The organism is Burkholderia stagnalis (genome assembly GCF_902830275.1).
Classification (GTDB): Bacteria; Pseudomonadota; Gammaproteobacteria; order Burkholderiales; family Burkholderiaceae; genus Burkholderia; species Burkholderia stagnalis.
Window position 1 is genome coordinate 242,079 of record NZ_CADESW010000002.1, and the last position, 21,891, is coordinate 263,969.

At 64.2% G+C, this 21,891-nt stretch carries 20 protein-coding genes and 2 pseudogenes; 6 read left to right on the top strand and 16 right to left on the bottom strand.

Annotated features, from left to right (window positions below; genetic code table 11):
• Positions 1 to 30: 30 nt before the first annotated feature.
• Complete coding sequence (locus HWY45_RS05065; protein ID WP_059564496.1) at positions 31 to 411, top strand: DUF5594 family protein; 381 nt, start codon at positions 31 to 33, stop codon at positions 409 to 411.
• A 166-nt stretch (positions 412 to 577) separates the two neighbouring features.
• The gene (locus HWY45_RS05070) at positions 578 to 1,945 is read left to right on the top strand and encodes an MFS transporter (RefSeq protein WP_059883959.1); all 1,368 of its coding nucleotides are present in this window, start codon (positions 578 to 580) and stop codon (positions 1,943 to 1,945) included.
• A 27-nt stretch (positions 1,946 to 1,972) separates the two neighbouring features.
• Here HWY45_RS05070 and HWY45_RS05075 read toward each other — a convergent pair whose 3' ends face one another.
• The 3 genes from HWY45_RS05075 to HWY45_RS05085 form a co-directional block, all read right to left on the bottom strand.
• The gene (locus HWY45_RS05075) at positions 1,973 to 2,569 is read right to left on the bottom strand and encodes an AAA family ATPase (protein WP_059810754.1); all 597 of its coding nucleotides are present in this window, start codon (positions 2,567 to 2,569) and stop codon (positions 1,973 to 1,975) included.
• A complete protein-coding gene (gene otsA, locus HWY45_RS05080) occupies positions 2,562 to 3,980 on the bottom strand; it encodes an alpha,alpha-trehalose-phosphate synthase (UDP-forming) (protein ID WP_059883960.1) in 1,419 nt (472 codons plus the stop codon). Before otsA ends, HWY45_RS05075 begins: the two co-directional genes overlap by 8 nt.
• Positions 3,981 to 4,122: 142 nt before the next feature.
• Positions 4,123 to 4,320 (bottom strand): hypothetical protein, encoded by a 198-nt coding sequence (locus HWY45_RS05085; RefSeq protein WP_059883961.1) that lies wholly within the window; start codon positions 4,318 to 4,320, stop codon positions 4,123 to 4,125.
• A gap of 286 nt (positions 4,321 to 4,606) precedes the next feature.
• On the opposite strand from HWY45_RS05085, the gene HWY45_RS05090 reads away from it, so the two are divergent.
• Together HWY45_RS05090 and HWY45_RS05095 are read left to right on the top strand one after the other, a co-directional pair.
• Positions 4,607 to 5,158, top strand: coding sequence for a hypothetical protein (locus tag HWY45_RS05090; RefSeq protein WP_059883962.1), 552 nt, complete (start codon positions 4,607 to 4,609; stop codon positions 5,156 to 5,158).
• Positions 5,155 to 5,649 (top strand): hypothetical protein, encoded by a 495-nt coding sequence (locus HWY45_RS05095; protein ID WP_059564490.1) that lies wholly within the window; start codon positions 5,155 to 5,157, stop codon positions 5,647 to 5,649. The genes HWY45_RS05090 and HWY45_RS05095 overlap by 4 nt, the downstream gene beginning before the upstream one ends.
• 279 nt (positions 5,650 to 5,928) lie before the next feature.
• On the opposite strand, the gene HWY45_RS05100 is transcribed toward HWY45_RS05095, so the two are convergent.
• The 10 genes from HWY45_RS05100 to HWY45_RS05145 form a co-directional block, all read right to left on the bottom strand.
• A complete protein-coding gene (locus HWY45_RS05100; RefSeq protein WP_059564489.1) occupies positions 5,929 to 6,114 on the bottom strand; it encodes a rubredoxin in 186 nt (61 codons plus the stop codon).
• A complete protein-coding gene (locus HWY45_RS05105) occupies positions 6,111 to 7,031 on the bottom strand; it encodes an alpha/beta fold hydrolase (protein WP_059564488.1) in 921 nt (306 codons plus the stop codon). Before HWY45_RS05105 ends, HWY45_RS05100 begins: the two co-directional genes overlap by 4 nt.
• Positions 7,031 to 8,137 (bottom strand): fatty acid desaturase, encoded by a 1,107-nt coding sequence (locus tag HWY45_RS05110; RefSeq protein ID WP_059810749.1) that lies wholly within the window; start codon positions 8,135 to 8,137, stop codon positions 7,031 to 7,033. Before HWY45_RS05110 ends, HWY45_RS05105 begins: the two co-directional genes overlap by 1 nt.
• A 13-nt stretch (positions 8,138 to 8,150) precedes the next feature.
• Positions 8,151 to 8,471 (bottom strand): acyl carrier protein, encoded by a 321-nt coding sequence (locus HWY45_RS05115; protein WP_059564486.1) that lies wholly within the window; start codon positions 8,469 to 8,471, stop codon positions 8,151 to 8,153.
• A 51-nt stretch (positions 8,472 to 8,522) separates the two neighbouring features.
• Entirely contained in the window at positions 8,523 to 9,506 is a 984-nt protein-coding gene (locus tag HWY45_RS05120) for an acyl-CoA desaturase (protein ID WP_059883963.1), read from the bottom strand.
• A 27-nt stretch (positions 9,507 to 9,533) separates the two neighbouring features.
• Positions 9,534 to 10,493 (bottom strand): acyl-CoA desaturase, encoded by a 960-nt coding sequence (locus HWY45_RS05125; protein WP_059883964.1) that lies wholly within the window; start codon positions 10,491 to 10,493, stop codon positions 9,534 to 9,536.
• 57 nt (positions 10,494 to 10,550) lie between these two features.
• Positions 10,551 to 12,338, bottom strand: coding sequence for a fatty acyl-AMP ligase (locus HWY45_RS05130; protein ID WP_059883965.1), 1,788 nt, complete (start codon positions 12,336 to 12,338; stop codon positions 10,551 to 10,553).
• 459 nt (positions 12,339 to 12,797) lie between these two features.
• A complete protein-coding gene (locus HWY45_RS05135) occupies positions 12,798 to 13,844 on the bottom strand; it encodes an aromatic ring-hydroxylating dioxygenase subunit alpha (protein WP_081059778.1) in 1,047 nt (348 codons plus the stop codon).
• A gap of 242 nt (positions 13,845 to 14,086) precedes the next feature.
• On the bottom strand, positions 14,087 to 15,322 hold the full coding sequence (locus HWY45_RS05140; protein WP_059884022.1) for an acetyl-CoA C-acetyltransferase: 1,236 nt from the start codon (positions 15,320 to 15,322) through the stop codon (positions 14,087 to 14,089).
• A 15-nt stretch (positions 15,323 to 15,337) separates the two neighbouring features.
• A complete protein-coding gene (locus HWY45_RS05145; RefSeq protein WP_081069855.1) occupies positions 15,338 to 16,150 on the bottom strand; it encodes an acyl-CoA thioesterase domain-containing protein in 813 nt (270 codons plus the stop codon).
• 269 nt (positions 16,151 to 16,419) lie between these two features.
• On the opposite strand from HWY45_RS05145, the pseudogene HWY45_RS36740 reads away from it, so the two are divergent.
• Both HWY45_RS36740 and HWY45_RS36745 read left to right on the top strand, forming a co-directional pair.
• A pseudogene (locus HWY45_RS36740) lies at positions 16,420 to 16,791 on the top strand (helix-turn-helix domain-containing protein); the annotation flags it as partial.
• 744 nt (positions 16,792 to 17,535) lie between these two features.
• Positions 17,536 to 18,063, top strand: coding sequence for a PAS and helix-turn-helix domain-containing protein (locus HWY45_RS36745; RefSeq protein ID WP_059810763.1), 528 nt, complete (start codon positions 17,536 to 17,538; stop codon positions 18,061 to 18,063).
• A 66-nt stretch (positions 18,064 to 18,129) separates the two neighbouring features.
• On the opposite strand, the pseudogene HWY45_RS05155 reads toward HWY45_RS36745, so the two are convergent.
• The 3 genes and pseudogenes from HWY45_RS05155 to HWY45_RS05165 form a co-directional block, all read right to left on the bottom strand.
• Positions 18,130 to 18,324: pseudogene (locus tag HWY45_RS05155) on the bottom strand (transposase); the annotation flags it as partial.
• 203 nt (positions 18,325 to 18,527) lie between these two features.
• Positions 18,528 to 19,868, bottom strand: a complete 1,341-nt coding sequence (locus tag HWY45_RS05160) for an ABC transporter ATP-binding protein (RefSeq protein WP_059564481.1) — start codon at positions 19,866 to 19,868, stop codon at positions 18,528 to 18,530.
• A 22-nt stretch (positions 19,869 to 19,890) separates the two neighbouring features.
• Entirely contained in the window at positions 19,891 to 21,648 is a 1,758-nt protein-coding gene (locus HWY45_RS05165) for an ABC transporter permease (protein ID WP_059564480.1), read from the bottom strand.
• Positions 21,649 to 21,891: the final 243 nt, after the last annotated feature.

The following is a 21,891-nucleotide window of genomic DNA, read 5'->3' on the forward strand; positions in this document are numbered from 1 at the left end:
CTAGGATTTTCCGACCAAGGAGACGCCTGCATGCAGCCGGAAACCGCCCGCCGCTTCGATACCGAATTCGCACCGCGCATCGCGCGTGCGATCGCTGCCTTCTTCGCCGACCACGTCCAGACCGAAGTCGTCCCGTACGCCGGGCATGGTCACCCGACGCAAGTCCGCATTCACAGCGCGCCGCACGAACACGTGAGCGGCTTCGCGCATCCGCTGAATCTCGAGCTGACCTGGGATACCGACGAAATCGAACAGCTGATGGCGCCGCACGGGATGCAACGCTTCGAGCACTACCTCGAAGCGCTGCCGCGCAAGCTGGCCGCGTGGCAAGGCGCGCGCGACATCGATCTCGCGTCGCGCACGCAAGCCGATCCGCTCGTGCGGCTCGGCGGCCTCGACTTCGAAGGTTGATCACGCGCGCCGCGTCGGCGACGCGTTTTCCGGCCCGGTGATACACTCGCCCGGCTTGTGCCCGCGGGCCCACGCGAGCGCGCCGCCGGCGCGCGCAACCTGTCGAATAATCCCCACCAGCAGGCCCGACGGCCGAGTTCCGACCGCGGGCCGACACGTCCCCGCCATGAATCCCGATACCGGCCTGCCGCTTCCGCAACGCTACTGGGCGATCGTCTGCGTCGCCCTGGGCATCACGCTCGCCGTGCTCGACGGCGCGATCGCGAACGTCGCGCTGCCGACCATCGCACGCGACCTGCACGCGTCCGACGCGGCCTCGATCTGGATCGTCAACGCGTACCAGCTCGCCGTCACGATCACGCTGCTGCCGCTCGCGTCGCTCGGCGAGCGCATCGGCTACCGGCGCATCTACATCGCGGGCCTTGCGCTGTTCACGGCCGCCTCGCTCGGCTGCGCGCTCGCCACGTCGCTGCCGACGCTCGCGGTGATGCGCGTGATCCAGGGCTTCGGCGCGTCGGGCATCATGAGCGTCAACGCGGCGCTCGTGCGGATGATCTATCCGTCGTCGATGCTCGGGCGCGGGCTGTCGATCAACGCGATGGTGGTCGCGCTGTCGTCGGCGGTCGGGCCGACGGTCGCGTCCGCGGTGCTGGCGGTCGCGCCGTGGCCGTGGCTGTTCGCGATCAACGTGCCGATCGGCATCGCCGCAGTGCTCGGCAGCCTGCGCGCGCTGCCCGCCAACCCGCTGCACGACGCGCCGTACGACATCCCGAGCGCGCTGATGAACGCCTGCGTGTTCGGGCTGCTGATCATGTCCGTCGACGGGCTCGGCCACGGCGAGCGCGGCGCGCTCGTCGCCGCGGAGCTGGCGGTGGCGTTCGTCGTCGGCTATTTCTTCGTGAAGCGCCAGCTGTCGCAGCCCGCGCCGCTGCTGCCGGTCGACCTGATGCGCATCCCGGTGTTCGCGCTGTCGATCTGCACGTCGATCGCGTCGTTCACGTCACAGATGCTCGCGTTCGTCGCGCTGCCGTTCTGGCTGCAGCACTCGCTCGGCTTCTCGCAAGTGCAGACCGGCCTCTACATGACACCGTGGCCGCTCGTGATCGTCGTGGCCGCGCCGCTCGCCGGCGTGCTGTCCGACCGCTACTCGGCCGGCGTGCTCGGCGGCATCGGGCTCGCGCTGTTCGCGGCGGGCCTGCTGTCGCTCGCGACGATCGGCGCGCATCCGGGCACCGGCGACATCGTGTGGCGGATGGCGCTGTGCGGCGCGGGCTTCGGGCTGTTCCAGTCGCCGAACAATCGCGCGATGCTGTCGTCGGCGCCGCGCGAGCGCGCCGGCGGCGCGGGCGGCATGCTCAGCACCGCGCGGCTGACCGGGCAGACGCTCGGCGCGGCGCTCGTCGCGCTGATCTTCGGGATCGCGCCCGAACACGGCCCGACGATCGCGCTTTACGTCGCCGCCGCATTCGCGGCCGCCGCCGCCGTCGTCAGCACGCTGCGCATCGCGGCACCGCAGCCGAACGCGTCGGCCTGAGCGCCCCGCCGGCATGCGTCCCGCGCTTCAGGCCGCATCGAGCGCGTCCAGCACGAAGCGCATGCGCGCCTTCACGCTCGCACGCGGCAGCTCGACCAGCCGATAGCCGTACGACGCATAGCAGTCGACCATCGCTTCGTAGGTGCGCACCGCTTCGTCGAAGTCCTGCCGTCGCTCGGTGTCCTGCGTATAGATCTCCGGCCAGGGCGGCGCGATGAACACGCGCCGGTGATAGCGGAAGCGCCGCGCGGCGGCCTCCGCGTGCGCGGGCACCGCGAGCCCCGACAGGCGCAGGTAGCCGATCACGTCCGGCACGCCGCGGTCGAAGAACACCGGCCCGCGCGCGTGCCGCGCGAGGTGGTGCGAGCGCATCTCCCAGCTCAGCATCAGCTCGGCGAACGCGGCCGGGTCGCGCCACGGCAGCGCGCGGCCGTCGACCGCCATCTGATCCTGGATCACCCCGCGCCCCGCTTCCTGCGAACGCGCGAAACCGGCGCGCTCGAGCGCGTCGATCAGCGTGCTCTTGCCCGAGCCGGGCCCGCCGGTCACGACGAAGAAGCGCCGCGCGGCGTCGTCGGCCCGGTCGTTCGCGCCGGGCTCGCGCAGCGGCACGGGCTCAGACATGCGCAGCCCGCCGGCCTGCGCGCCGCGTCACCGAGGCGGCCGTCGCGACGCTGCGCAGATCGGCGAGGAACGTATCGCGCCAGACCGACAGGTCGTTCGCGCGCAGCCGCGCGAGGTTCTCGTCGTGGCGCGCCTGCCGCTCGGCGAGCGGCATCGACAGCGCGCGCTCGAGCGCCTCGGCCATCTGCGACAGGTCGTACGGATTGACGAGCAGCGCGCCCGGCAGCTCGGCCGCCGCGCCCGCGAACTCGGACAGCACGAGCACGCCCGGGTCGGCCGGATCCTGCGATGCGATGTACTCCTTCGCAACGAGGTTCATCCCGTCGCGCAGCGGCGTCACATAGCCGACCTGCGACATCCGGAAGAACGCCATCAGCAGGTTGCGCTCGTACTTGCGGTTCAGGTACTGGATCGGCGTCCAGTCGAGCTGCGAGAAGCGTCCGTTGATGCGGCCCGCCTCGCCTTCGAGCGTCTCGCGGATCTGCTGATAGGTCTGCACGTCGGAGCGCGTCGGCGGCGCGATCTGCACGAGCGACACGCGGCCCTGCCAGCCGGGCGCGTTCGCGAGCATCCGCTCGAACGCCTGGAAGCGCTCGACGAGCCCCTTCGAGTAATCGAGCCGGTCGACGCTCATCACCAGCTTGCGCTCGCCGAGCGACTCGCGCAGCATCTTCACGGGCTTGCGCGCGCCGTACTGCACCGCGGCCTGCGCGATTGCGTCCGGATACACGCCGATCGGATACGCGGCCACCTTCACGACCCGCCCGTGCGCATGCAGCATCCCGTCGTCGCTCGACGCGCCGATGCCGCGCCGCTCGATGTAGTCGACGAACGCCTGCTTGTCGGCTTCTGTCTGGAAGCCGGCGACGTCGTACGCGCACATGAACTTCACGAGCTCGTCGTGCGGCGGCACGATGCGCAGCATGTCGGGCGAAGGAAACGGGATGTGCAGGAAGAAGCCGATCGGGTTCTTCACGCCGAGCTCGCGCAGGCAGTGCGCGAACGGCAGCAGGTGATAGTCGTGCACCCAGATGATGTCGTCGGGCTGCAGCAGCGCGGCGAGCTGCTTCGCGAGCGCGCCGTTTACGCGCAGGTAGCCCGCGTATTCCTGGCGGTCGAAGCGCGCGAGATCGCCGCGATAGTGGAACACGGGCCACAGCGTCGCATTCGAAAAGCCGCGGTAGTACTGATCGTAGTCGCGCCGGGTCAGGCCGACCGTCGCGTAGGTGACGTTGCCGTCGCGCCGGATCTCGGGCGCGTCCGGCGCGCCGGCGATCTCGCCGTTCCAGCCGAACCAGATGCCGCCGGTTTCCTTGAGTGCATCCATCACCCCGACCGCGAGGCCGCCCGCGCTCGGGCGCGAGTCCTCGCCGATGGCGACACGGTTCGATACCACGATCAATCTGCTCATGCGGCTCCCCCTTCTTGATTCGAATGGCCGGCGCGCGCGACGCGCGCCGGGACAGGCGCGGCAGCTCGGGCGCTGCCGCGTGGCGGTTCAGACGTGGAAATGCGACGGCGTGCGAGTGCGGCGGAATGCGGCGAGGACGACGTCACGCGTCCTGTTCCTGGCCGAGGTCGCGTTGATAGTCGAGCCCTTCCGGGCGGGTTCCGCCCTGGTTGTGATCGCCATCTTGCGGCGCCGTGGCGGGCGCGCCGGCGGGCGGCGCGGAGGGTGCGTCGGGGCGCGGCCGCGAGCGGCCGGCGCCCGCATCGGGCGATGACTGCGCAGGCCGCCGCGAACGGCGCATGGCTGGGTGTCTCATGGGCAAAACGGCGCGCGGCCGTCGTCGAAACATTCCATATCAAAACAGTCTAGGCACGAACCTCGCACCCCAAGGTAACAATTGCCTTCAATTTGTAACGTTTCGACCCTTCGTCGATCTTCTGCCGGACAATGGCGCCGCGCGCGCACGCGAGGCCGCCGCCGCCGATTTGTCAAAGCTTTGCAGTTTTCCTATGACAATTGAGAAACAATGGCACGGCATGAGCGCACGCATGCATCGACGCTCACCCAGACAGGACTCGCACTCAGGGATGAACCTCCGTTTCGAACTGCCACGCCGGGCCATGCCGGCGCGCATCGTGCTGGCCGCGGCCGCCGCGGCCGCCCTGCTGTCCGGCTGCAATTCGCTGTACAGCGAAGGCGCGACGGCCGGCGCCGGCATCGCGGGCGCCGCGATCGCCTCCAAGGTCACCAACAACGCCGCCGTCGCGACGGGCATCGGCCTCGGCGCGGTTGCCGGCGCGCGCGCGGGCGTCCAGTACACGCAGCGCGTCGCGCACCGCTACACGCAGGCGCAGATCGCGACGGCGGCCGGGCCGCTCGACGTCGGCGGCGTCGCGCCGTGGACCACCAACCATTCGTTCCCGATCGAGGACAACGAGCACGGCCGCGTAACGGTCAGCCGGATGATCAGCATCGGCCCGCTCGACTGCAAGGAAATCGTGTTCTCGGTCGATACGCCGGCGAAACCCGATGCCGCCGCGCAATCGGCGTTCTACGTCGCGACCATCTGCCGCGACGGCCCGCAGTGGAAATGGGCGTCGGCCGAGCCGGCGACCGAACGCTGGGGCGCGCTGCAATGAGCGTCGCGCTCCGCCTCGCGTGGCTCGGCGCGCTGTGCGCGGCCGGCGCCGCCCTGTCCGGCTGCGGCTCGGTCGGTGCGGCGAGCGGCGCGCTCGCGGGCGCGGCGACCGGCCTCGTCACCGCGAACCCGGCCGTCGGCGTCGGGGTCGGCATCGCCGTGCAGGCGGCCACCGACGAGGCCGTGAAGCGCACGATGAAACAGCTCCATCAGAACCAGCAGGACGCGATCGCGCAGACGGCCGGCGGCCTCGCGGTCGGTGAAGTAAAAGCGTGGAAGGTGAAGAACACGATTCCGCTCGAGAACGGTGAAGGCGAAGTGCGGGTCACGCGCGCGTATTCGACGGCGCTCGCGCTTTGCAAGGAATTCGCATTTTCGATGAAGGACGGCAACAAGGCCGACTGGTATTTCGCGAGCGCGTGCCAGCAGGGCCCGCGCTGGAAGTGGGCGTCGGCCGAGGCGGCCGTCGCCCGCTGGGGCAACCTGCAGTAACGGCAACGCGGCGGGCCGCGCCTCGCGCGCGGCGCCCGCCGCTGCCGGGCCAGGCGGCCCGCTCCGTCGCTCAGGACTCGACGTCATGGTCCGAGAATCAAACCAGAGGCGCCGCGATCACTCTTCCGTTCTCGGCACGCGACAACGCAAAAACGAGCTTTACCGCCTGCGCCCTGCCGCTTGACGCGCGGCTGACGGGACACGTGTCGCACCACCGCTCGCAAGCTGGCCGATTCCCCGGTTTGCCGCGCCCCCAAACGGCTGCATGCCTCCATGGCCTCAGATCGACACCATTTCGAAATCCTCCTTGCCGACACCGCATTCCGGACACTTCCAGGCGGCCGGAATGTCTTCCCAGCGCGTTCCCGGCGCAATGCCGTCGTCCGGCGCACCGTCTTCTTCCGAATAAATCCAGCCGCACACCAGACACATCAGCGTGCGCATCTTTACTGCAGTCGTGCTCATTCCGCCAGCTCCCCAGAATTCGACGTATGTCGCGTCACAAATTCGCGCACCTGCTCGCGCACCTTCGCATCCGACAGAATCCGCCCATGCCCCGTGCCTGGCGCCGGCGACAGCGTCGCTTCCGGCAGGCTCGCCACCACCCGCTGCGCTTCGCAGTACGGCACGACCGGATCGGCCGGGTCGTGCACCACCAGCACCGGCACATTGATCGACGCGCCTCGCGCCGGAATGTCCCAGTGGCTCACCGGCACGCCATTGCGCGCCAGCAGTTCCGTATAGACGCGCTCGACCACCGGACGCGGCAATGCCACGTCGCTCGACCAGCGCTCCAGCACCTCGGTCAGGGCGCTGGTCGGCGCGATCAGGACGATGCAGCGCAACGGCGCGCGACGCGCGTGTTCCGCCAATGCCGAGATCGCGGCGATCGAGCCGAGCGAATGCGCGATCACCACTTGCGCGCCTTCGATCGCATCCAGCACCGCGCCCGTCGCCCGGGTGAATTGCGTCATCGTCGTGTGCTTGCCCGGCGAGATCCCGTGCGCGGGCGCGTCAAACGCCGCCACCGAGAAACCCAGCGTCTGCATCGGCTTCACGAAGCTCAGCATGCTGCTGCTGTCGGTGCCCCAGCCGTGCACAAGCAGCGCCCGCGACGCGCCACCCGCCCAGTAATACGCCCGGTCGATATCCGGATTGCCCTTGATCGACGTCACCTTCGCGCCGAGCGGTACACGATCGCTGACAGGCAGCCCGTAGCCGCGCGTGAAGCCGAACGCGTCAGCCGCGCGCCGTCCCGCGGCGCGTGGCGCGAAGGCATTCAGCACCTGGTACGCGCGATGGCTGAGCCGCATGCCCAGCGATGGCGCGCGCGCCGTCTGCCGCGCGATCGGCGAGACGTCGGAAAGATCCGCCGCCGCCATCACCGGCCCTCCGTCGCGGCCGCCGCCGCATGCGCGCCGACCGGCACCTGCTCCCGGGACAGGCTCCGGTAGTAGCCCGACTCGGTATCGTAGAAGTGGCAGTGACGGATCACGTACCACAGCTCGCCGAACGTGAAGTCCTTCTCCCGGATCATCCCCGGAAACGCTTCCTTGAGCGCCGCCTGCGCCTTCGGCAGGTTGTAGAACGGCACGATCGGCGCGACGTGGTGCGCGGTGTGCACCGAGATGTTGTGCGTCAGGAAGTGCAGCCACTTCGGATACCGGTAGTCGGTCGTCACCAGCAGGCGGCTCGCGTTCGGCGTCCAGTGCTGCGACGGCAGGAACGGGATGTCATCCGACGTATGGTGCATCAGCGTCGTCGCGCTGAACCATGCGTGAATCGCGAGCCACGGCGCGACGAAATACAGGAACAGGCCCGTCACGCCGGTGAAATGGATCAGCGCCGCGAAGTAGACCACCGATACGATCAGCACGAACCCGATCGAGCGCCTCACGTCGCGCCGCATCTCGCGCTTCGGGTAGAAGCCGGGACGAAAGCCCGATTCCTTCCAGTAGCTCACCGTGCCGGCCCAGAACAGCCATTTGCGCGTGCCCGCGTATTCGAGGCGCTTGAGCAGCGGCATGCGGTCGTACAACTGCGCGGGAATCGGGCGCCAGTCCGTGTCCATCTCCAGGTTGTTCGTGTTCGCGTGGTGCAGGTTGTGCGTATGCTTCCAGGCGTAGAACGGATACAGCAACGGCAGCAGCGAGAGATGCCCGATCACCAGGTTGAAGGGCCGCGAGCGCGAGAACGAGTTGTGCCCGCAGTCGTGCGCGATGCAGTGCAGCCCCCAGCCACCCAGGCCGGCGATCAGCCACAGCGGGAGATAGAAGAGCCAGTGCGGCGCGTACGCGATGCCGACGAGCGCGCCGATATACACCGCATAGCTGACCACGAAACCGAGCACGCCGCGCCACGCGCGCGGCTCGTACAGCGATTTAGGGATCGCGTCGGCAAGCCGCACACCCTCGATTGCCTTCGATTTCTGCAGAAATTCCTCGAAACGCGCGGGCGGCGCGCTCGGAACGGTGTAAGTGTTCGCCATGTCGATCTCCCGATCACGTAGCCTGCAGGCCAAGCTCGGTCGCGAGGTGTCGCGCGAGTTCGTCGATGCTGCCGTGTTCGAACAGCAGCGCCGGAGACAGCCGATTCTCGACGACCTTCTCCAGATCGCCCGACACCTGCACCGCGACGATCGAATCGAGGCCGTATTCGTCGAAACGCTTGGCAGGATCGATGGCGGCGCGATCCACCTTCAACTGCCTGGCGAGCCGGTCGACAAGCCAGTTGCGGATCGACGCTTCCGTCAGCGGGCCAACGTCGGCGGCCGCGGCTTTCTTGCGGCCGAACAGGCCGCCCAGGATTCCAGCTTGAGACATTGTGCATACCCCTTTATACGAGAGAGACGAAAGAAACCACGACGAAAGTTTTCAATGCGGTTGCTTGGCGAGCTTGCGGATCGCCGCGGGCTCCGGCGAGCGCAGATCCCACACGACGCCCCCCTTGCCGAGTGTCCAGAGCACCCACGCGCTGAGATCCGGCTCGTACCACTTCACCGAATGGCGGTACGACGCGGGGAACGCGTGGTGGTTGTTCTGCAGGCCTTCGCCGAACGTGAGCACGGCGACCGGCCAGTTGTTCGCGCTGTTGTCGTCGGTCTTGAATGGCCGTCCGCCGAACATGTGGCAGACCGAGCCAACGCACCAGGCCGCCTGATTCGCCAGGAAAATCCGTGCGAAGCCGCCGAACAGCAGGCCGTTCCACGCGCCGTGCCAGGAGCCGCTCGCGACGCCGCCGATCGCTGCGGGCAGCACGAGGCCCAGCACGATCCACCATGCGTAGGTGCGGTGATAGAAGAACAGACGGCGATCGCGCAGCACGTCAGGGGCGAAGAAAGTCCAGCCCGACGTGTCCGGGGCCAGCATCCACGGCATGTGCGCATACCAGAGGCCCCGCAGCTTCGCGAACAGGCCCGTGCCGGCCAGGTTCGGCGAATGCGGATCGCCCTTCTGGTCGCTGTACAGATGATGGCGGCGGTGCGTCGTCACCCAGAACATGATCGGCCCTTGCGCCGCCATCGAACCGCAGATCAGCAACAGCCCCTCGAACCATTTCGAAGTGCGAAACGTCTTGTGCGCGAGATACCGGTGGAAACCCATCGTGATCCCGCCCATGTGCAGAAAATAGAACACCGCGAACAACACCAGGTCGGTGACGGCGAACTCACCCAGCACGAGTTGGCGCACCGCCAGCGCAAACCCGGCGAGTGGCACCAGCATCACGGCCAGTGCGGTGTAGCGTTTGACGCGCGCGCCGCTGTCTTGCAACGGCGAAACACCAGGGATCTGCCCGTCGGCGGCCGACAGCCCGCCGGCGGCAGTCACGCCGGGTGCAACCTGAGTCGACGAAGTCATGGAGGTCTCCAAGCGCTGATAAAAGAGTTAAGACGAAGTTGAGGGGTCGTGCGCACGACGCTTTGGGGCATAGCGCACCTCCGTGACAAGACCCAGCGCATCGAGCAGGCGGATGAACCAGGCGGACGGATCAAGCTGCCAGAACGCGTGATCGTTGTTGGCGTAGGCCGGCTGAGCGTGATGGTTGTTGTGCCACGCGCCGCCCACCGACACGATCGCCAGCAATCCGAAGTTTCTGCTGTGGTCGCGCGTCACGTGCGGCCGGGTACCGATCGTATGGCAAAGCGAGTTGACCGCCCAGGTCGACTGGTCGAGCAGGAAAATCCGCGCGAGGCCGCCCCACAGGAAGCCGCCCGTGGCCCCGACCAGGGCCTGCCCGGCGGGCGCAAGCAGTGCGCCTGCGAGTGCCGGAATTGCCAGGCCGAGCATGACCCACCAGCCGTACCGCAGGTTGAGATTGACGATCAGGCGGTCGCGCAGCAGATCGGCCACATAGGCGCTCCAGTTCTCGCGGCGCACCGTGAACAGCCAGCCCACGTGGCCGTGCCAGAAGCCCGCGAACCGGCTCAGCTTGCCGTGCCGGTTCGCGCGCGGGCGCGGCGAATGCGGATCGCCGTCCTGATCGGTGAACGCGTGGTGCATCCGGTGCGTGGCGGCCCAGAACAGAATCGGGCCCTGGGCGGCCATGCTGCCGAGCACGCCAAGCAGCACGGTGACGACCGGGCGGCCCTTGAATGCACGGTGAGAGAAATATCGGTGCATGCCGGTTTCGACACCAATCGCGGTCGAGAAATACATCACCACCAGCAGCACGAAGTCGGTTGCGCGCACTCCATACATCCACGTATAGGCAATCGCCAGAGCGAAGCCAAGCGCGGGAAGCCCCACGGTCAGATAGGCAAGCCGGCGGGCTCGCACGTCGGTGTCGGCCTTCGCCGCGGGAGAGGCTTCCGGGGTGTATGAAGACAAAGAATCCGCTTTCGCCATGACTGGCTCCGAAGAAAGACAACGAGAGTGAAAACGACAATGCACGTTGTGTATTGCTTACGGGCTCGCCTTCAGCTCGCTCAGACTGCCTTGCAGGAACGCCTGCTTGCACGCTTGCCGGCGTACCTTGCCGCTCGTGGTGAGTGGAATCGCGCCGATCGGACACAGATGCACCACCGCGGGCGAAACGCCGTGGTCGCACGTGACGGCTCGCGTGATCGCTGCGCGCACCTCGCGCATTTGTTCGTGATTCAGACGGCGCGTGCGCTTGAGTTCCGCAACGATGATGAGCGACTCCTGCTGATCGTCGTTGATCGAAAACGCCACCACGCCGTTTGTGCGGATCGTCTCATGCGCCAGTTGCGCCGATCCCTCGATGTCGTTCGGATACAGGTTGCGCCCCGCGAAGATCACGACATCCTTGATCCGCCCCGTCACGAACAGTTCGCCGCGGTGCAGGAAACCGAGGTCGCCCGTGCGCAGGTAGCGCGACGGATCGCCCTTGCCATCGCCGATCGTCGCCGCGAAGACATCGTCACTGTCAGACCGGTTCAGATAGCCGGCCGCGACGTTCGGGCCGGAGAACCAGATTTCGCCGATGACCCGCTCTGGCAGCACGCGCTTCGTCGCGGGATCGACGATCAGTAGTTGATGGCCGGCCGCCACCGGCCCGCAGCCGACCAGCGTGGCGTGTCCGTGCACGTCCGATTCCGAGTTGCGCGGCTTGCACAGGCCGCGCGCGAGCGCATCCCTGTCGACGTCGATCAGCGTGATCGGCAAACGGCCCACCTTGCCGGATACATACAGCGTTGCCTCCGCCATGCCGTAGCATGGCACCACGGCGCGGCGCTCGAAGCCATGTCGGCCGAAGCGCTCGAAGAAACGTTCGAGCGTGGCGAAACTCACCGGCTCCGCTCCGCAGAACACGTGCTGCAAGGAGCTCAGATCGAGCGTGGCCGCTTCTTCTTCGCTGACGTTGTCGACGCACAGATCGAACGCGAAATTCGGCGCGACGCTTGTTGTCACCCGATAGTCGGTGATCGCCTTGAGCCAGCGATACGGACGCTGGACGAAATGCTGCGGCGACAGGATCACGAGCGGAAAGCCGCTGAACACCGAGAGCAGCAGTGCGCCCATCAGCCCCATATCGTGATACGGCGGCAACCAGGTGCAGCCGACACGATCCGGATCATCGCCGAGCCGTTCGGCGATCACCGCGCAGTTGCTGACGAGATTCGCGTGCGTAACGACGACCCCCTTGGGCTCGCCCGTCGATCCCGACGTGTACTGGAGCAACGCGGGCCGCTCCAGATTGACATCCTTCGCAATCATGCTCCGGATGTCATGCGTACATGCACCGATATCGCTAAAGGAACTCTCGTCCACCGTCAGCAAGACAGGCGTCGCGCGCTGGCCAGAATAGAGATTATCGAGATGCTGTTGCAGCGAGCCGTGCAGTTTGCCGGCGATCACCACGTCGGGATGCGCGTCGCGGCAAATCGACCCGAAGCGCGCGACCGCGCGGGAACCTGCGGGCGGAAACGACGGCACGGCGGTGGCGCCCGCCAGCAGGATGCCGAACAGCGCGGCGACATAGTTCAGGCCGGGTTCGAGCAGCAGCAGTACGCGCCGTTCGTGCAGCGGGTACTGCAGCACCAGGTTGCGCACGTGGACGGCGGCGGCGGCGAACTGGCGATAGGACCAGCTCACGACATCGTCCTCGCCGTCGCGCAGGAAGTGGAATGCGATCTGCTCCGGCGTACGGTCGGCGCGCTCGCAAAGAATATCGAGCAGGGACAAAGCACTGCATTCCGCCTGCAGCGTCGGGATGTGGGGGCCGTTCATATCTCTATATCTCTCTATCCAATCAGGAGCGGAATCGCCCCATCGCCCGACTCGAAGTACGACGCATCGGGAAATGAGATCGTTCGTGCTTGCATACGCGCTTGAAACAGTGAGACGACGGACCAAAGGCACATCGCCATTGCCATGACCTTCACTTGCTGCGAATCCTCTCGGTGGTCGAGAGACTTGCCATTCCCAGCCGCGCCTGGCGACCAACCCAAAGGCTCGGTGTTGTGGGGCTCGTCGTCGGCGCGGCTTTTTCGCGCGCCTCCGTAGAGGATCATCGAGTCGCCGCAGACGATGGAGCGGGATGTCGATCGTCGGCGCCGCGCAGCTCAAGCCGCCTGAACGCTCCTGGAGTCGCGACACTCATTGCCAGAACACTCAACGAATTGCAGCGAGCCTGCTCACTATCCGCCGGAAGGCATCGTTAAAGATCACGGTACAAAGCCCATTCAATTAACTGCTTTGCAGTTCGCCTTGCTCCAGCTGATTGAAATTCATCGCCGCCGCAGGATTGGCTTCCATTCCACCCAATTTCCTTAAAATCGCACGCGCAGCGAGGCCTCCCTTATCGGTTACCAGATGAACGACGGATGTGCGATCACTCCAGTTCCGCTGCACTTCTTCACATATCGCTATATCCTCATCGACCGTCCGCACGATTTGCTGGGCAATTATTTCACTCAATTTATCGTTGCCGATATCAAAATCGCGGTACAGTCCGGTCCACATGTGGCAGGTTGCTTCGGTTTCCGGAGTAAACAGGCCGAAGGTACGCGTTTTGATTACCAGGTCACTCTTCACGTTCGGCAGCGTCACCGTGGTCTCGATCCATGTATGGCCCACTGGACGAAAGACAGAATCCTGGACGCGATCCATGGTGTCCGACTTGAGGATTGCCTTAAACAAGGGCGAACAGGCTTCACCCGGCATCACGCGCCGAATTCGCACCTCATCCCCCTTCACGAGCATCTCCGTGCTGGCCGCCGTAACAGCCTCCGACGCAACGGTGTTGGGATGGACGAATAACACATGCGACGCATCCAGAAAATTATCCACACCGAGTCGATAATCCGTTTTCGCGTGCATATAAAACATGGTGCCGGCATGCGAATCGGATTCAATATCGGACAACTCTGGAATATCCGGGAGTTTCCCAGCTGGCTCCTTTCCAATCCAGATCCACACAAATCCATAATTTTCCGCAACCGTATAGGATTGCAGATGAGCGCGCTGGGGAACGACTGCCTGACTCGGAATATGGACGCACGTACCTTGTGCCGAAAACTCCATGCCGTGATAGGGGCACTGAATGTTGCCTTCAATGACCCGACCTTTGGACAATGGCGCCTGACGATGGGGACATCGATCCGGCAATGCCGCGATTTGACCACCGTGGGTTCGGTAGAACACTATCTGCTCGGCGCAAATGGTACGGCCAAGCGGCTTTTCCCCTATTTCTTTTGAAAGAGCCGCTATGTACCATTGATTTTGCAAGAACATGCTATCCCCTCGATTTTAATCTCGACAACACAAGAATTCCATCTCCACGGGCGCGCCTGCGCAAAACTCCGGAAATCTCGCCCGCCGCATCAACCCATCCCTTATATTTATTTTTCTGATTTGCTGTACCAATTGACCGAACGCAGACCTTGGCCCGCGAAACAGCCAATTAACAATTTACAAAAATCATCGCGAAGCTCGATATTTCGGCGGCGGAGATTGGCGACTATCGAGATATTGTGTTATACGCGCTCGATGAGCGTCGCAATACCTTGGCCTCCGCCAATACACATCGAGATCAATGCGGTCGATTTACCCCTGCGCTCCAGTTCATCAAGCGCCGTTCCAATTAGGATGGCCCCGGTGGCTCCCAGCGGATGACCTAAGGCAATAGATCCACCATTGACGTTTACGCGCGCCGGGTCAATTTCGAGCTGGCGAATCGCTTGCAGCACGACTGCAGCGAAAGCCTCGTTAATCTCCCAAAGATCAATATCATTCGGGTGCATGCCGGCCATCCTCAATGCCTTCCGACTAGCCAATGCAGGCGCCGTGAGCATAATCAATGGCTCGCTCCCGACCGTTGCAACCGCACGGATACGGGCAAGTGGCTTCAATCCGTGAGCCTTTACGTAGTCCTCGGATGCAATCGCCACAGCTGCAGCGCCATCAACGATGCCGCTGGAATTGCCAGCCGTATGAATATGCCGAATCGTCCCCGCCTGGGGATATGCGGCAACGGCAATTTTGTCAAGGGTTTCACCATTCGGACCGGCAGCCTGGCGGCCCAATGCTTCGAAGGACGGCTGCAATGCCGCCAGCCCTTGTGCTGTCGTATCCGGACGGGGAAACTCGTCTCGGGTCAGCAGCAATTCTCCCGTGAACGGGTCACTAACAGGGACGAGCGAACGATTGAACCGACCTTCGTTGATCGCGACCGCGGCATTTTCCTGAGAGCGCAGCGCCCACGCGTCGACATCTTCCCGACTAAAGCCTTCCAGCGTGGCGATCAGATCGGCGCTAATTCCCTGAGGGACTTGAAAAACGCGCTCGCGCAGCTTGATATTGCCGGCGTCTTGGCCACCACCATCCGCTCCGAGACCAAACTGCGACATGCTTTCCACGCCGCCCGCAACGACGAGCTGCTGTGCACCGGATGCAACCCCCATCGCCGCAAAGTTGACAGCCTGAAGCCCTGATCCGCAGAATCGATTAAGCGATACGCCCCCGATCTCTTGTGGCCACCCCGCAGCCAACACGGAATTCCGCGCAATATTCGCGCCTTGCGCGCCGATCTGGGACACTGCGCCGACCACTGCGTCATCGACATCGCGCACATCGAAATCAGATCTCTTGGGCAACTCCCTGAGAACGCTCGCCAGTAGCTCTTGCGGATGCACGCCCGTCAATGCGCCTTTGCCAATTTTGCCTTTTCCGCGTGGCGTGCGCGCCGCACCGACAATGTAGCTGTTCGCAATCAATTCATCGCTCCGTTAATTGAATTTCAGAACTCTCAATTGCTCACCCGAGCCGAGATGCGCGCCATCCGGCGCCCAAGCGTCAAGGCGTTCCAGCAGCCAGCCGTCATGTCGGCAGATGTCGGTGCGGGCGCGCAGTAACACCCACGGTGAGGAAGCCGCACTCAAACCGTTGCCTGGTGTTACCGTGAGCGCGACAGTAGGGATCGCGACCGGACTATTGAATACCACTGAATAAGAAGGTGCGAGTGCATCCATGAGCACGATCAGCCGCTTGTCATCCGGCGGAAGATCATCATCGACCAGGCGAATCCACGCGACCAGTTCAGGCTCGGCGCCTCCCATGTATGGCCGGGCGCTGCCCACTGGCCGGATTTCGGTATGTCGTGCAAACGGCACGAATTCAGGCGGAACGGTGAATATCGGGCACTCGAATGCCGGCGGTACGGCTGGCATCTCAGGTGACATGGATTTCACGCCTTTCATTACATCCTGCGTATTTGAAACGGAAAATATTGCACTAGCCGAAACAGCTACATTTTCGCCGTCAAGCGCCTGCGCGCCCAGCCACGACACATTTTTCCCCGCGCCCTGTTCTGACACATTCAGTTTGAATGGCTCTCGCAGCGAACGGCGAAATTGACCCGATACCTGCTGCAGAATGCGTCCTTCCGACCTGCGTTGCATAGCGGCTGTCATGAGACTCAATGCCAAACCGCCATGAATGCCGCCCCACCCCCACCAGGATTGGTCCAGCCCGATTAGCGCTTCAGGCTGTGATGCGTCCCAAAGCTGCGCGACGGTTGCTCTTAGGTCAAAAGATTCCAAACTTCGACTCCCTAGTTGAACTCAATCCAGGATGGCGTCGGCCCGCTTCGCTAGACCTGGTTTGCGGCCGATTTGAAAGGCCTAAACCTCTCAAGCTAATGCCGACGTATTCGACGGAAAAGCGCCGTTAAGAGCGTTGCGTTTAGAACATTCTATTGTTGCGCCGGAATCGGAACAGTCGTTAGACTACCCTAGACCTGTTCAGAAATTCGCTCCGAAATACTCGTAACCATTCGCGGTAGCTACACATCGGTAGCCAAAGAGGGCATATGAAAGGACGACCGAGGGCCCGGATCACATTGACGGATCAGGAGCTAATTCAATTAAAAGCACTCGCGGAAAGCGACGAGGTGACGCCGTCTGTCGCGTTGAGGTCGAAAATTGTTTTGGCTTGCGCCGATACGGCGGATAACAAGGTCGTCGCGGACAAGCACGGCGTCAACGAACGAACAGTGAGAAAATGGCAGGCGCGCTTCAACAGCGAACGCATCGCTGGTTTGTACGATGCGCCGAGGCCAGGAGCCCCCCGCACGATTGACGACGAGCGTATTGTTCAGGTGAAGGCCTTGGCCTCGAGATCCGGCACCGTGCGGCCGAGCATGGCGCAGATCGCGCGTGCTTCTGGAATCTCCAGATCGACGGTCGCACGCATAAGAAATTCGATCGACAGTAAAGTTGCATCCCCCGCGGTAACGCCGAGTATCGAAATATTGAAGATCAGGCGTTTGGCCAAGATTGTTGGCGTATACGCCGATCACCATGTCAAGATCGTTGTTATTGCAATCGACGAATCGCTGAACTCGGACTTCCGTATCGACATAGCCGGCGATTTGGATATCGAGGTATCCGGCAATGACCAGCTTCTGGAGCAAACGCTTAATGCTTTGCTCATCGAGATCAAAAGAATCAATTTATCGTTAGCCCCGGCCGAGACGGACAAGTCCGTGGCCGACTTCGTCGATGTCATGTGCCGCAGCGCACATGCATCGGAGCTGCATGTGTTCATCATCGGAGACGCCGTCGATTTGACCGCCTTGGTATCGGCACGTCAACAAGAGAACCCCAAAAGCAAGGTGCATGGACTGCGCGACGACATACAACTCGGTCGCCGCATGGCGGACGCAGTGTACGGGCGATCGCTTGCCGGCCATTCGCTGAGTGCACGGATGATGCCGCGCAGCCTTATGCGGGCCCTCGCGACGTACCTGGAAGGTGAAGCGAGTACAAGCGTGCACGGGTTTTTCTGCTGGATTCAAACCCGCGACGAGCCGACGGAGCACGGCGCCTCCCGGCTGACCGCACCAGCAGCTGGAATCCATGCGCCGATCCTCGAAGACATCGCGGGCAGCGGAGGGCCTGTCGATAAATTGGTGCTGGCGTTCGACATGGCGCCTATTGGCTTGCTAGTGACAAGCCGTCGGATCATCGAGGCTTGCAATCACGCGTTCAGCGCAATGTTTGGCTACGACAGGCATGCGCTCATCGGCAGCTCGCTTGAAGCGCTCTATCCATCGCCGGAAGAATTTCTACGTCATGGCCGCCGCATATTTGTTGCGTTGAGCGACACCGACATCTACTCCGACGAGCGGATCATGCGGCGGATCGATAACACGCTGTTCTGGTGTCGCGTCTCAGGCCGCGCGCTCAAGCGCGGTGACCCACATGCCGCAGCGGTGTGGACATGCGAGGATATTTCGACAAGCCGTCGCATTTCGGTCGATCTAACGACACGAGAACGGGAAATCGCTCACCTTATCGTACGAGGGAAAAGCACCAAGCATATCGCCAAGGAACTCCTTATTAGTCCTCGAACGGTGGAGGCGCATCGCGCCAGGCTAATGCGGAAGTACGGCGTGCGAGGTGCCGGGGAATTGATGTCACATTTGATTGGTGCACTTACGACAAAGACGTAAGCGACTCGCGAGGGCCGTGGATATTTTGACGGGCAGGCGCAGAGGAAGGCCGCAGGCTGAACATGGCACGCCCATGCCGCGCGCGGACATCGCGATGACCTTGGCGTCGAACACGGTGAAGCGCCGCTCGCCTTTGGCAATCAGCACCGGATCGAACGTCCCTTCGCGGTCGCGCGAAATCTCGACGTCGAGCAGGTCGTCGTCGGGCGCGACGCGCTTGCGGCTCGCGCCAGGGCGATGGTTGGCGCTGCCAGCCGGCTTGGCCCCCTCCTTCCGTTAGCCGTGCCGCGGTAAAACCTTGCTTTGCCGTCCTCGCTTGCAGGTAGGCACGATATCGGCAAATTGCGCGAACACAAAGGCATCCAGGCCAACGCAAAAACGTGAATCTCGCGAGCCAATCCTTTGATTCAATTAGATTTCCCCATATCGACGGATGTCGATCCATGCGCATCCGTTCGCGGTCTTCAGGACTCGACGTCCTCGAGACTGAAGATCTCGGTCTGGTCGTTGTACGAGAAGATCTCGCCGTAGCGGCCCCAGTCGATCACCGCGTCGAGCGTCTCCTCGGCGGCGCCGTCCGACAGGGAATCCTCGAGCTCCTGCTCGAAGCGCACGCGCGGCGCGCGATGGCCCGGACGCTCGTTGAGCACCTTCTTGATCCGCGCCGCGAGCGGCACGTGCTTCAGCAGGTGATCCGCGAACATCAGCTTGCGCTCCTGCGTGCCGAATTCCGCGAACACGCGCCCCGGCGGCGTCAGGAACACGTCCCCTTCCCGCACGTCGGCGAAACCGAGGTACTGCAGCACTTCGGCGATCGGGAACAGGTCGTCCACTTCCAGATGCAGCGTGCGCGCGATTTCCGGCATGTCCGCGCGGCCGTGGTACGGCGGCGCGGCGAGCGTCTCGATCAGGCCGGCCATCAGGTTGGTCGACACCTGCGGCAGCCAGCTGCCGAGTTCGAGCCCCTTCTTGGTCGCCTCGCCGATCTGGCGGGCCGTCATCTTCGCGTAGATGTCGTCGACGAGCCGGCGGAACGCCGGGTCGAGACGGTTGCGCGGGTGCTTGAACGGCACCTTGATCTCGGCGATCACGCGGCCCGGGTTCGACGACAGCACGAGGATCCGGTCGCACATGAACACGGCTTCCTCGATGTTGTGCGTGACGATCAGCACCGACTTGATCGGCATGCGGCCTTGCGTCCACAGGTCGAGCAGGTCGGTACGCAGCGTCTCGGCGGTCAGCACGTCGAGCGCCGAGAACGGTTCGTCCATCAGCAGGATCGTCGGATCGACGACGAGCGCGCGCGCGAAGCCCACGCGCTGGCGCATGCCGCCCGACAGCTCGCGCGGATACGCGTTCTCGAAGCCGTCGAGACCGATCAGGTCGATCGCCGCGAGCGCGCGTTCGCGCCGCTCGCGCGCGCCGACGCCGAGCGCCTCGAGGCCCGCTTCCACGTTCTGCAGCACGGTGAGCCACGGGAACAGCGCGAAGGTCTGGAACACCATCGCGACGCCTTCGGCCGGGCCGCGCAGCGGCTTGCCGAGATAGGTGACCTCGCCGCCCGTCGGTTCGATCAGGCCGGCGATGATGCGCAGCAGCGTCGACTTGCCCGAGCCGGAACGGCCGAGCAGCCCGACGATCTCGCCTTCGCGCAGCGACAGGTTCGCGCCGTCGAGCACGAGCAGTTCGCCCTGCGTCTTGTTGAAGCCGCGGCTGACGTCGTCGACGCGCAGGATTTCGTCACCGAGTTTCGGCGGCATCGGCTGCGTCTGAACGGGGGCGTTTACAGCATTCGGATTGTGCATCGCGTTTCGCTCTCAATCAGTTTCAGTCAAGTCGCAGCTTCGATTCGGCATACGCATACAGCGGGCGCCACAGCAGGCGGTTGAACAGGGTCACGAACAGGGACATCACGGTGATGCCCATGATGATCTTCGGAAAATCGCCGGCGGCGGTGGTCTGCGCGATATAGGCGCCGAGGCCGTGCGCCTCGATCTTGGTGCTGCCCCACTGCACTGCTTCCGACACGATGCTCGCGTTCCACGCGCCGCCCGACGCAGTGATCGCGCCCGTCACGTAATACGGGAAGATGCCCGGCAGGATCGCCTGGCGCCACCACTGCCAGCCGCGGATGCGGAAGTTCGTCGCCGCCTCGCGATAATCGTTCGGATAGGAGGTTGCGCCGGCAATCACGTTGAACAGGATATACCACTGGGTGCCGAGCACGATCAGCGGCGACAGCCAGATGTCGGGATTCAGGTGGAAGTGCGCGATCACGATCACGAACACCGGGAACAGCAGGTTCGCCGGGAACGCGGCCAGGAACTGCGCGAGCGGCTGCATCTTCTCGGCGAGCGCCGGGCGCAGCCCGATCCACACGCCGATCGGCACCCAGATCACCGACGCGATCGCGATCAGCACCACCACCCGCAGCAGCGTGATGAGCCCCAGCGTGAACACGTGGCCGACCTCGGCCATCGTCACGCCGGTCGCCACGAAGCTGACCACGCGCCAGACGACGTAGGCCGTGCCGACCAGCACGAGGATCGCCCACGCGATATCGGCGGCGAACGACGCCTTCCTCTCGACGCGCGGCAGCGTGAAGCGCACCGCGCCCGACACCGGCAGGCGCAGCGGAATCCGCGCGGCCTTCGCGAAGAACCAGCCGGCCGGCACCAGCAACTGGTGGATCAGCCGCGTGCGGCGCACGAGGTCGAGCAGCCACGACTCGGGCGCGTTGCCGGAGCTCGTGGTTTCCATCCGGAACTTGTCGGCCCACGCGACGAGCGGGCGGAACAGCAGCTGGTCGTACGCGAGGATCACGACGGTCATCGCGAGAATCACCCAGCCGATCGCGCCGAGGTTCTTGTCGCCGATCGCCTGCGCGAGATACGCGCCGATGCCCGGCAGCGTGATCGTGTGGTTGCCGACCGTGATCGCCTCCGACGCGACCACGAAGAACCAGCCGCCCGACATCGACATCATCATGTTCCAGATCAGGCCCGGCATCGAGAACGGCACCTCGAGCTTCCAGAAGCGCTGCCACGACGTCAGGTGGAAGCCGCGCGACACTTCGTCGAGATCGCGCGGCACCGTGCGCAGCGACTGGTAGAAGCTGAACGTCATGTTCCACGCCTGGCTCGTGAAGATCGCGAAGATCGCGGCCAGCTCGGCGCCGAGCACGCGGCTCGGGAACAGCGCGAGGAAGAACGTCACCGTAAACGAGATGTAGCCGAGCACCGGCACCGACTGCAGGATGTCGAGGATCGGCACGAGCACCATGCCCGCGCGGCGGCTCTTCGCGGCGAGCGTGCCGTATACGAGCGTGAACGCGAGCGACGCGACCATCGCGGCGAGCATCCGCAGCGTCGTGCGCAGCGCGTACTCGGGCAGGTTCGACGGATCGAGCGAGATCTTCTGCGTCTGCAGGGTCGCGATCGGCGCCATCGTTTCGTGAAAACCGACGACCGCCATCGCGATCAGGCAGATGATCAGCGGAAAGGCGATGAAATCCCACCGGTTCGGCAGGACGCGCCACGCGGACGCATTGGCGATCCGGTTCGGATCGAATCCGATGATGGCCATCAGGCGCGCTCCCCGGTTAGGCCGAACGAATTGATGTTTGAGGCCGGCAGACGATGTTGATTCATGGCAAGGCGCGCGGGCGCGGTAATTCGTTCTGACTCGCTTAGTAAGGCGGACGCAAGGCGCCGCAGTGCACGCTGCGCCGCCGTGCACAGGTTCCGGTCGAGCCGGCCTGCGACGGCACGACACTACTACAACCTGCATTTCAGGCACAACCTTCCGGATCGGTACGATGGAACCGTC

Excerpts from the sequence above, each read along its gene's own strand:
- HWY45_RS05065 (WP_059564496.1), top strand. The coding sequence starts at position 31 with ATGCAGCCGGAAACCGCCCGCCGCTTCGATACCGAATTCGCACCGCGC.
- HWY45_RS05070 (WP_059883959.1), top strand. The coding sequence starts at position 578 with ATGAATCCCGATACCGGCCTGCCGCTTCCGCAACGCTACTGGGCGATC.
- HWY45_RS05075 (WP_059810754.1), bottom strand. The coding sequence starts at position 2,569 with ATGTCTGAGCCCGTGCCGCTGCGCGAGCCCGGCGCGAACGACCGGGCC.
- otsA (WP_059883960.1), bottom strand. The coding sequence starts at position 3,980 with ATGAGCAGATTGATCGTGGTATCGAACCGTGTCGCCATCGGCGAGGAC.
- HWY45_RS05085 (WP_059883961.1), bottom strand. The coding sequence starts at position 4,320 with ATGCGCCGTTCGCGGCGGCCTGCGCAGTCATCGCCCGATGCGGGCGCC.
- HWY45_RS05090 (WP_059883962.1), top strand. The coding sequence starts at position 4,607 with ATGAACCTCCGTTTCGAACTGCCACGCCGGGCCATGCCGGCGCGCATC.
- HWY45_RS05095 (WP_059564490.1), top strand. The coding sequence starts at position 5,155 with ATGAGCGTCGCGCTCCGCCTCGCGTGGCTCGGCGCGCTGTGCGCGGCC.
- HWY45_RS05100 (WP_059564489.1), bottom strand. The coding sequence starts at position 6,114 with ATGAGCACGACTGCAGTAAAGATGCGCACGCTGATGTGTCTGGTGTGC.
- HWY45_RS05105 (WP_059564488.1), bottom strand. The coding sequence starts at position 7,031 with ATGGCGGCGGCGGATCTTTCCGACGTCTCGCCGATCGCGCGGCAGACG.
- HWY45_RS05110 (WP_059810749.1), bottom strand. The coding sequence starts at position 8,137 with ATGGCGAACACTTACACCGTTCCGAGCGCGCCGCCCGCGCGTTTCGAG.
- HWY45_RS05115 (WP_059564486.1), bottom strand. The coding sequence starts at position 8,471 with ATGTCTCAAGCTGGAATCCTGGGCGGCCTGTTCGGCCGCAAGAAAGCC.
- HWY45_RS05120 (WP_059883963.1), bottom strand. The coding sequence starts at position 9,506 with ATGACTTCGTCGACTCAGGTTGCACCCGGCGTGACTGCCGCCGGCGGG.
- HWY45_RS05125 (WP_059883964.1), bottom strand. The coding sequence starts at position 10,493 with ATGGCGAAAGCGGATTCTTTGTCTTCATACACCCCGGAAGCCTCTCCC.
- HWY45_RS05130 (WP_059883965.1), bottom strand. The coding sequence starts at position 12,338 with ATGAACGGCCCCCACATCCCGACGCTGCAGGCGGAATGCAGTGCTTTG.
- HWY45_RS05135 (WP_081059778.1), bottom strand. The coding sequence starts at position 13,844 with ATGTTCTTGCAAAATCAATGGTACATAGCGGCTCTTTCAAAAGAAATA.
- HWY45_RS36745 (WP_059810763.1), top strand. The coding sequence starts at position 17,536 with ATGGCGCCTATTGGCTTGCTAGTGACAAGCCGTCGGATCATCGAGGCT.
- HWY45_RS05160 (WP_059564481.1), bottom strand. The coding sequence starts at position 19,868 with ATGCACAATCCGAATGCTGTAAACGCCCCCGTTCAGACGCAGCCGATG.
- HWY45_RS05165 (WP_059564480.1), bottom strand. The coding sequence starts at position 21,648 with ATGGCCATCATCGGATTCGATCCGAACCGGATCGCCAATGCGTCCGCG.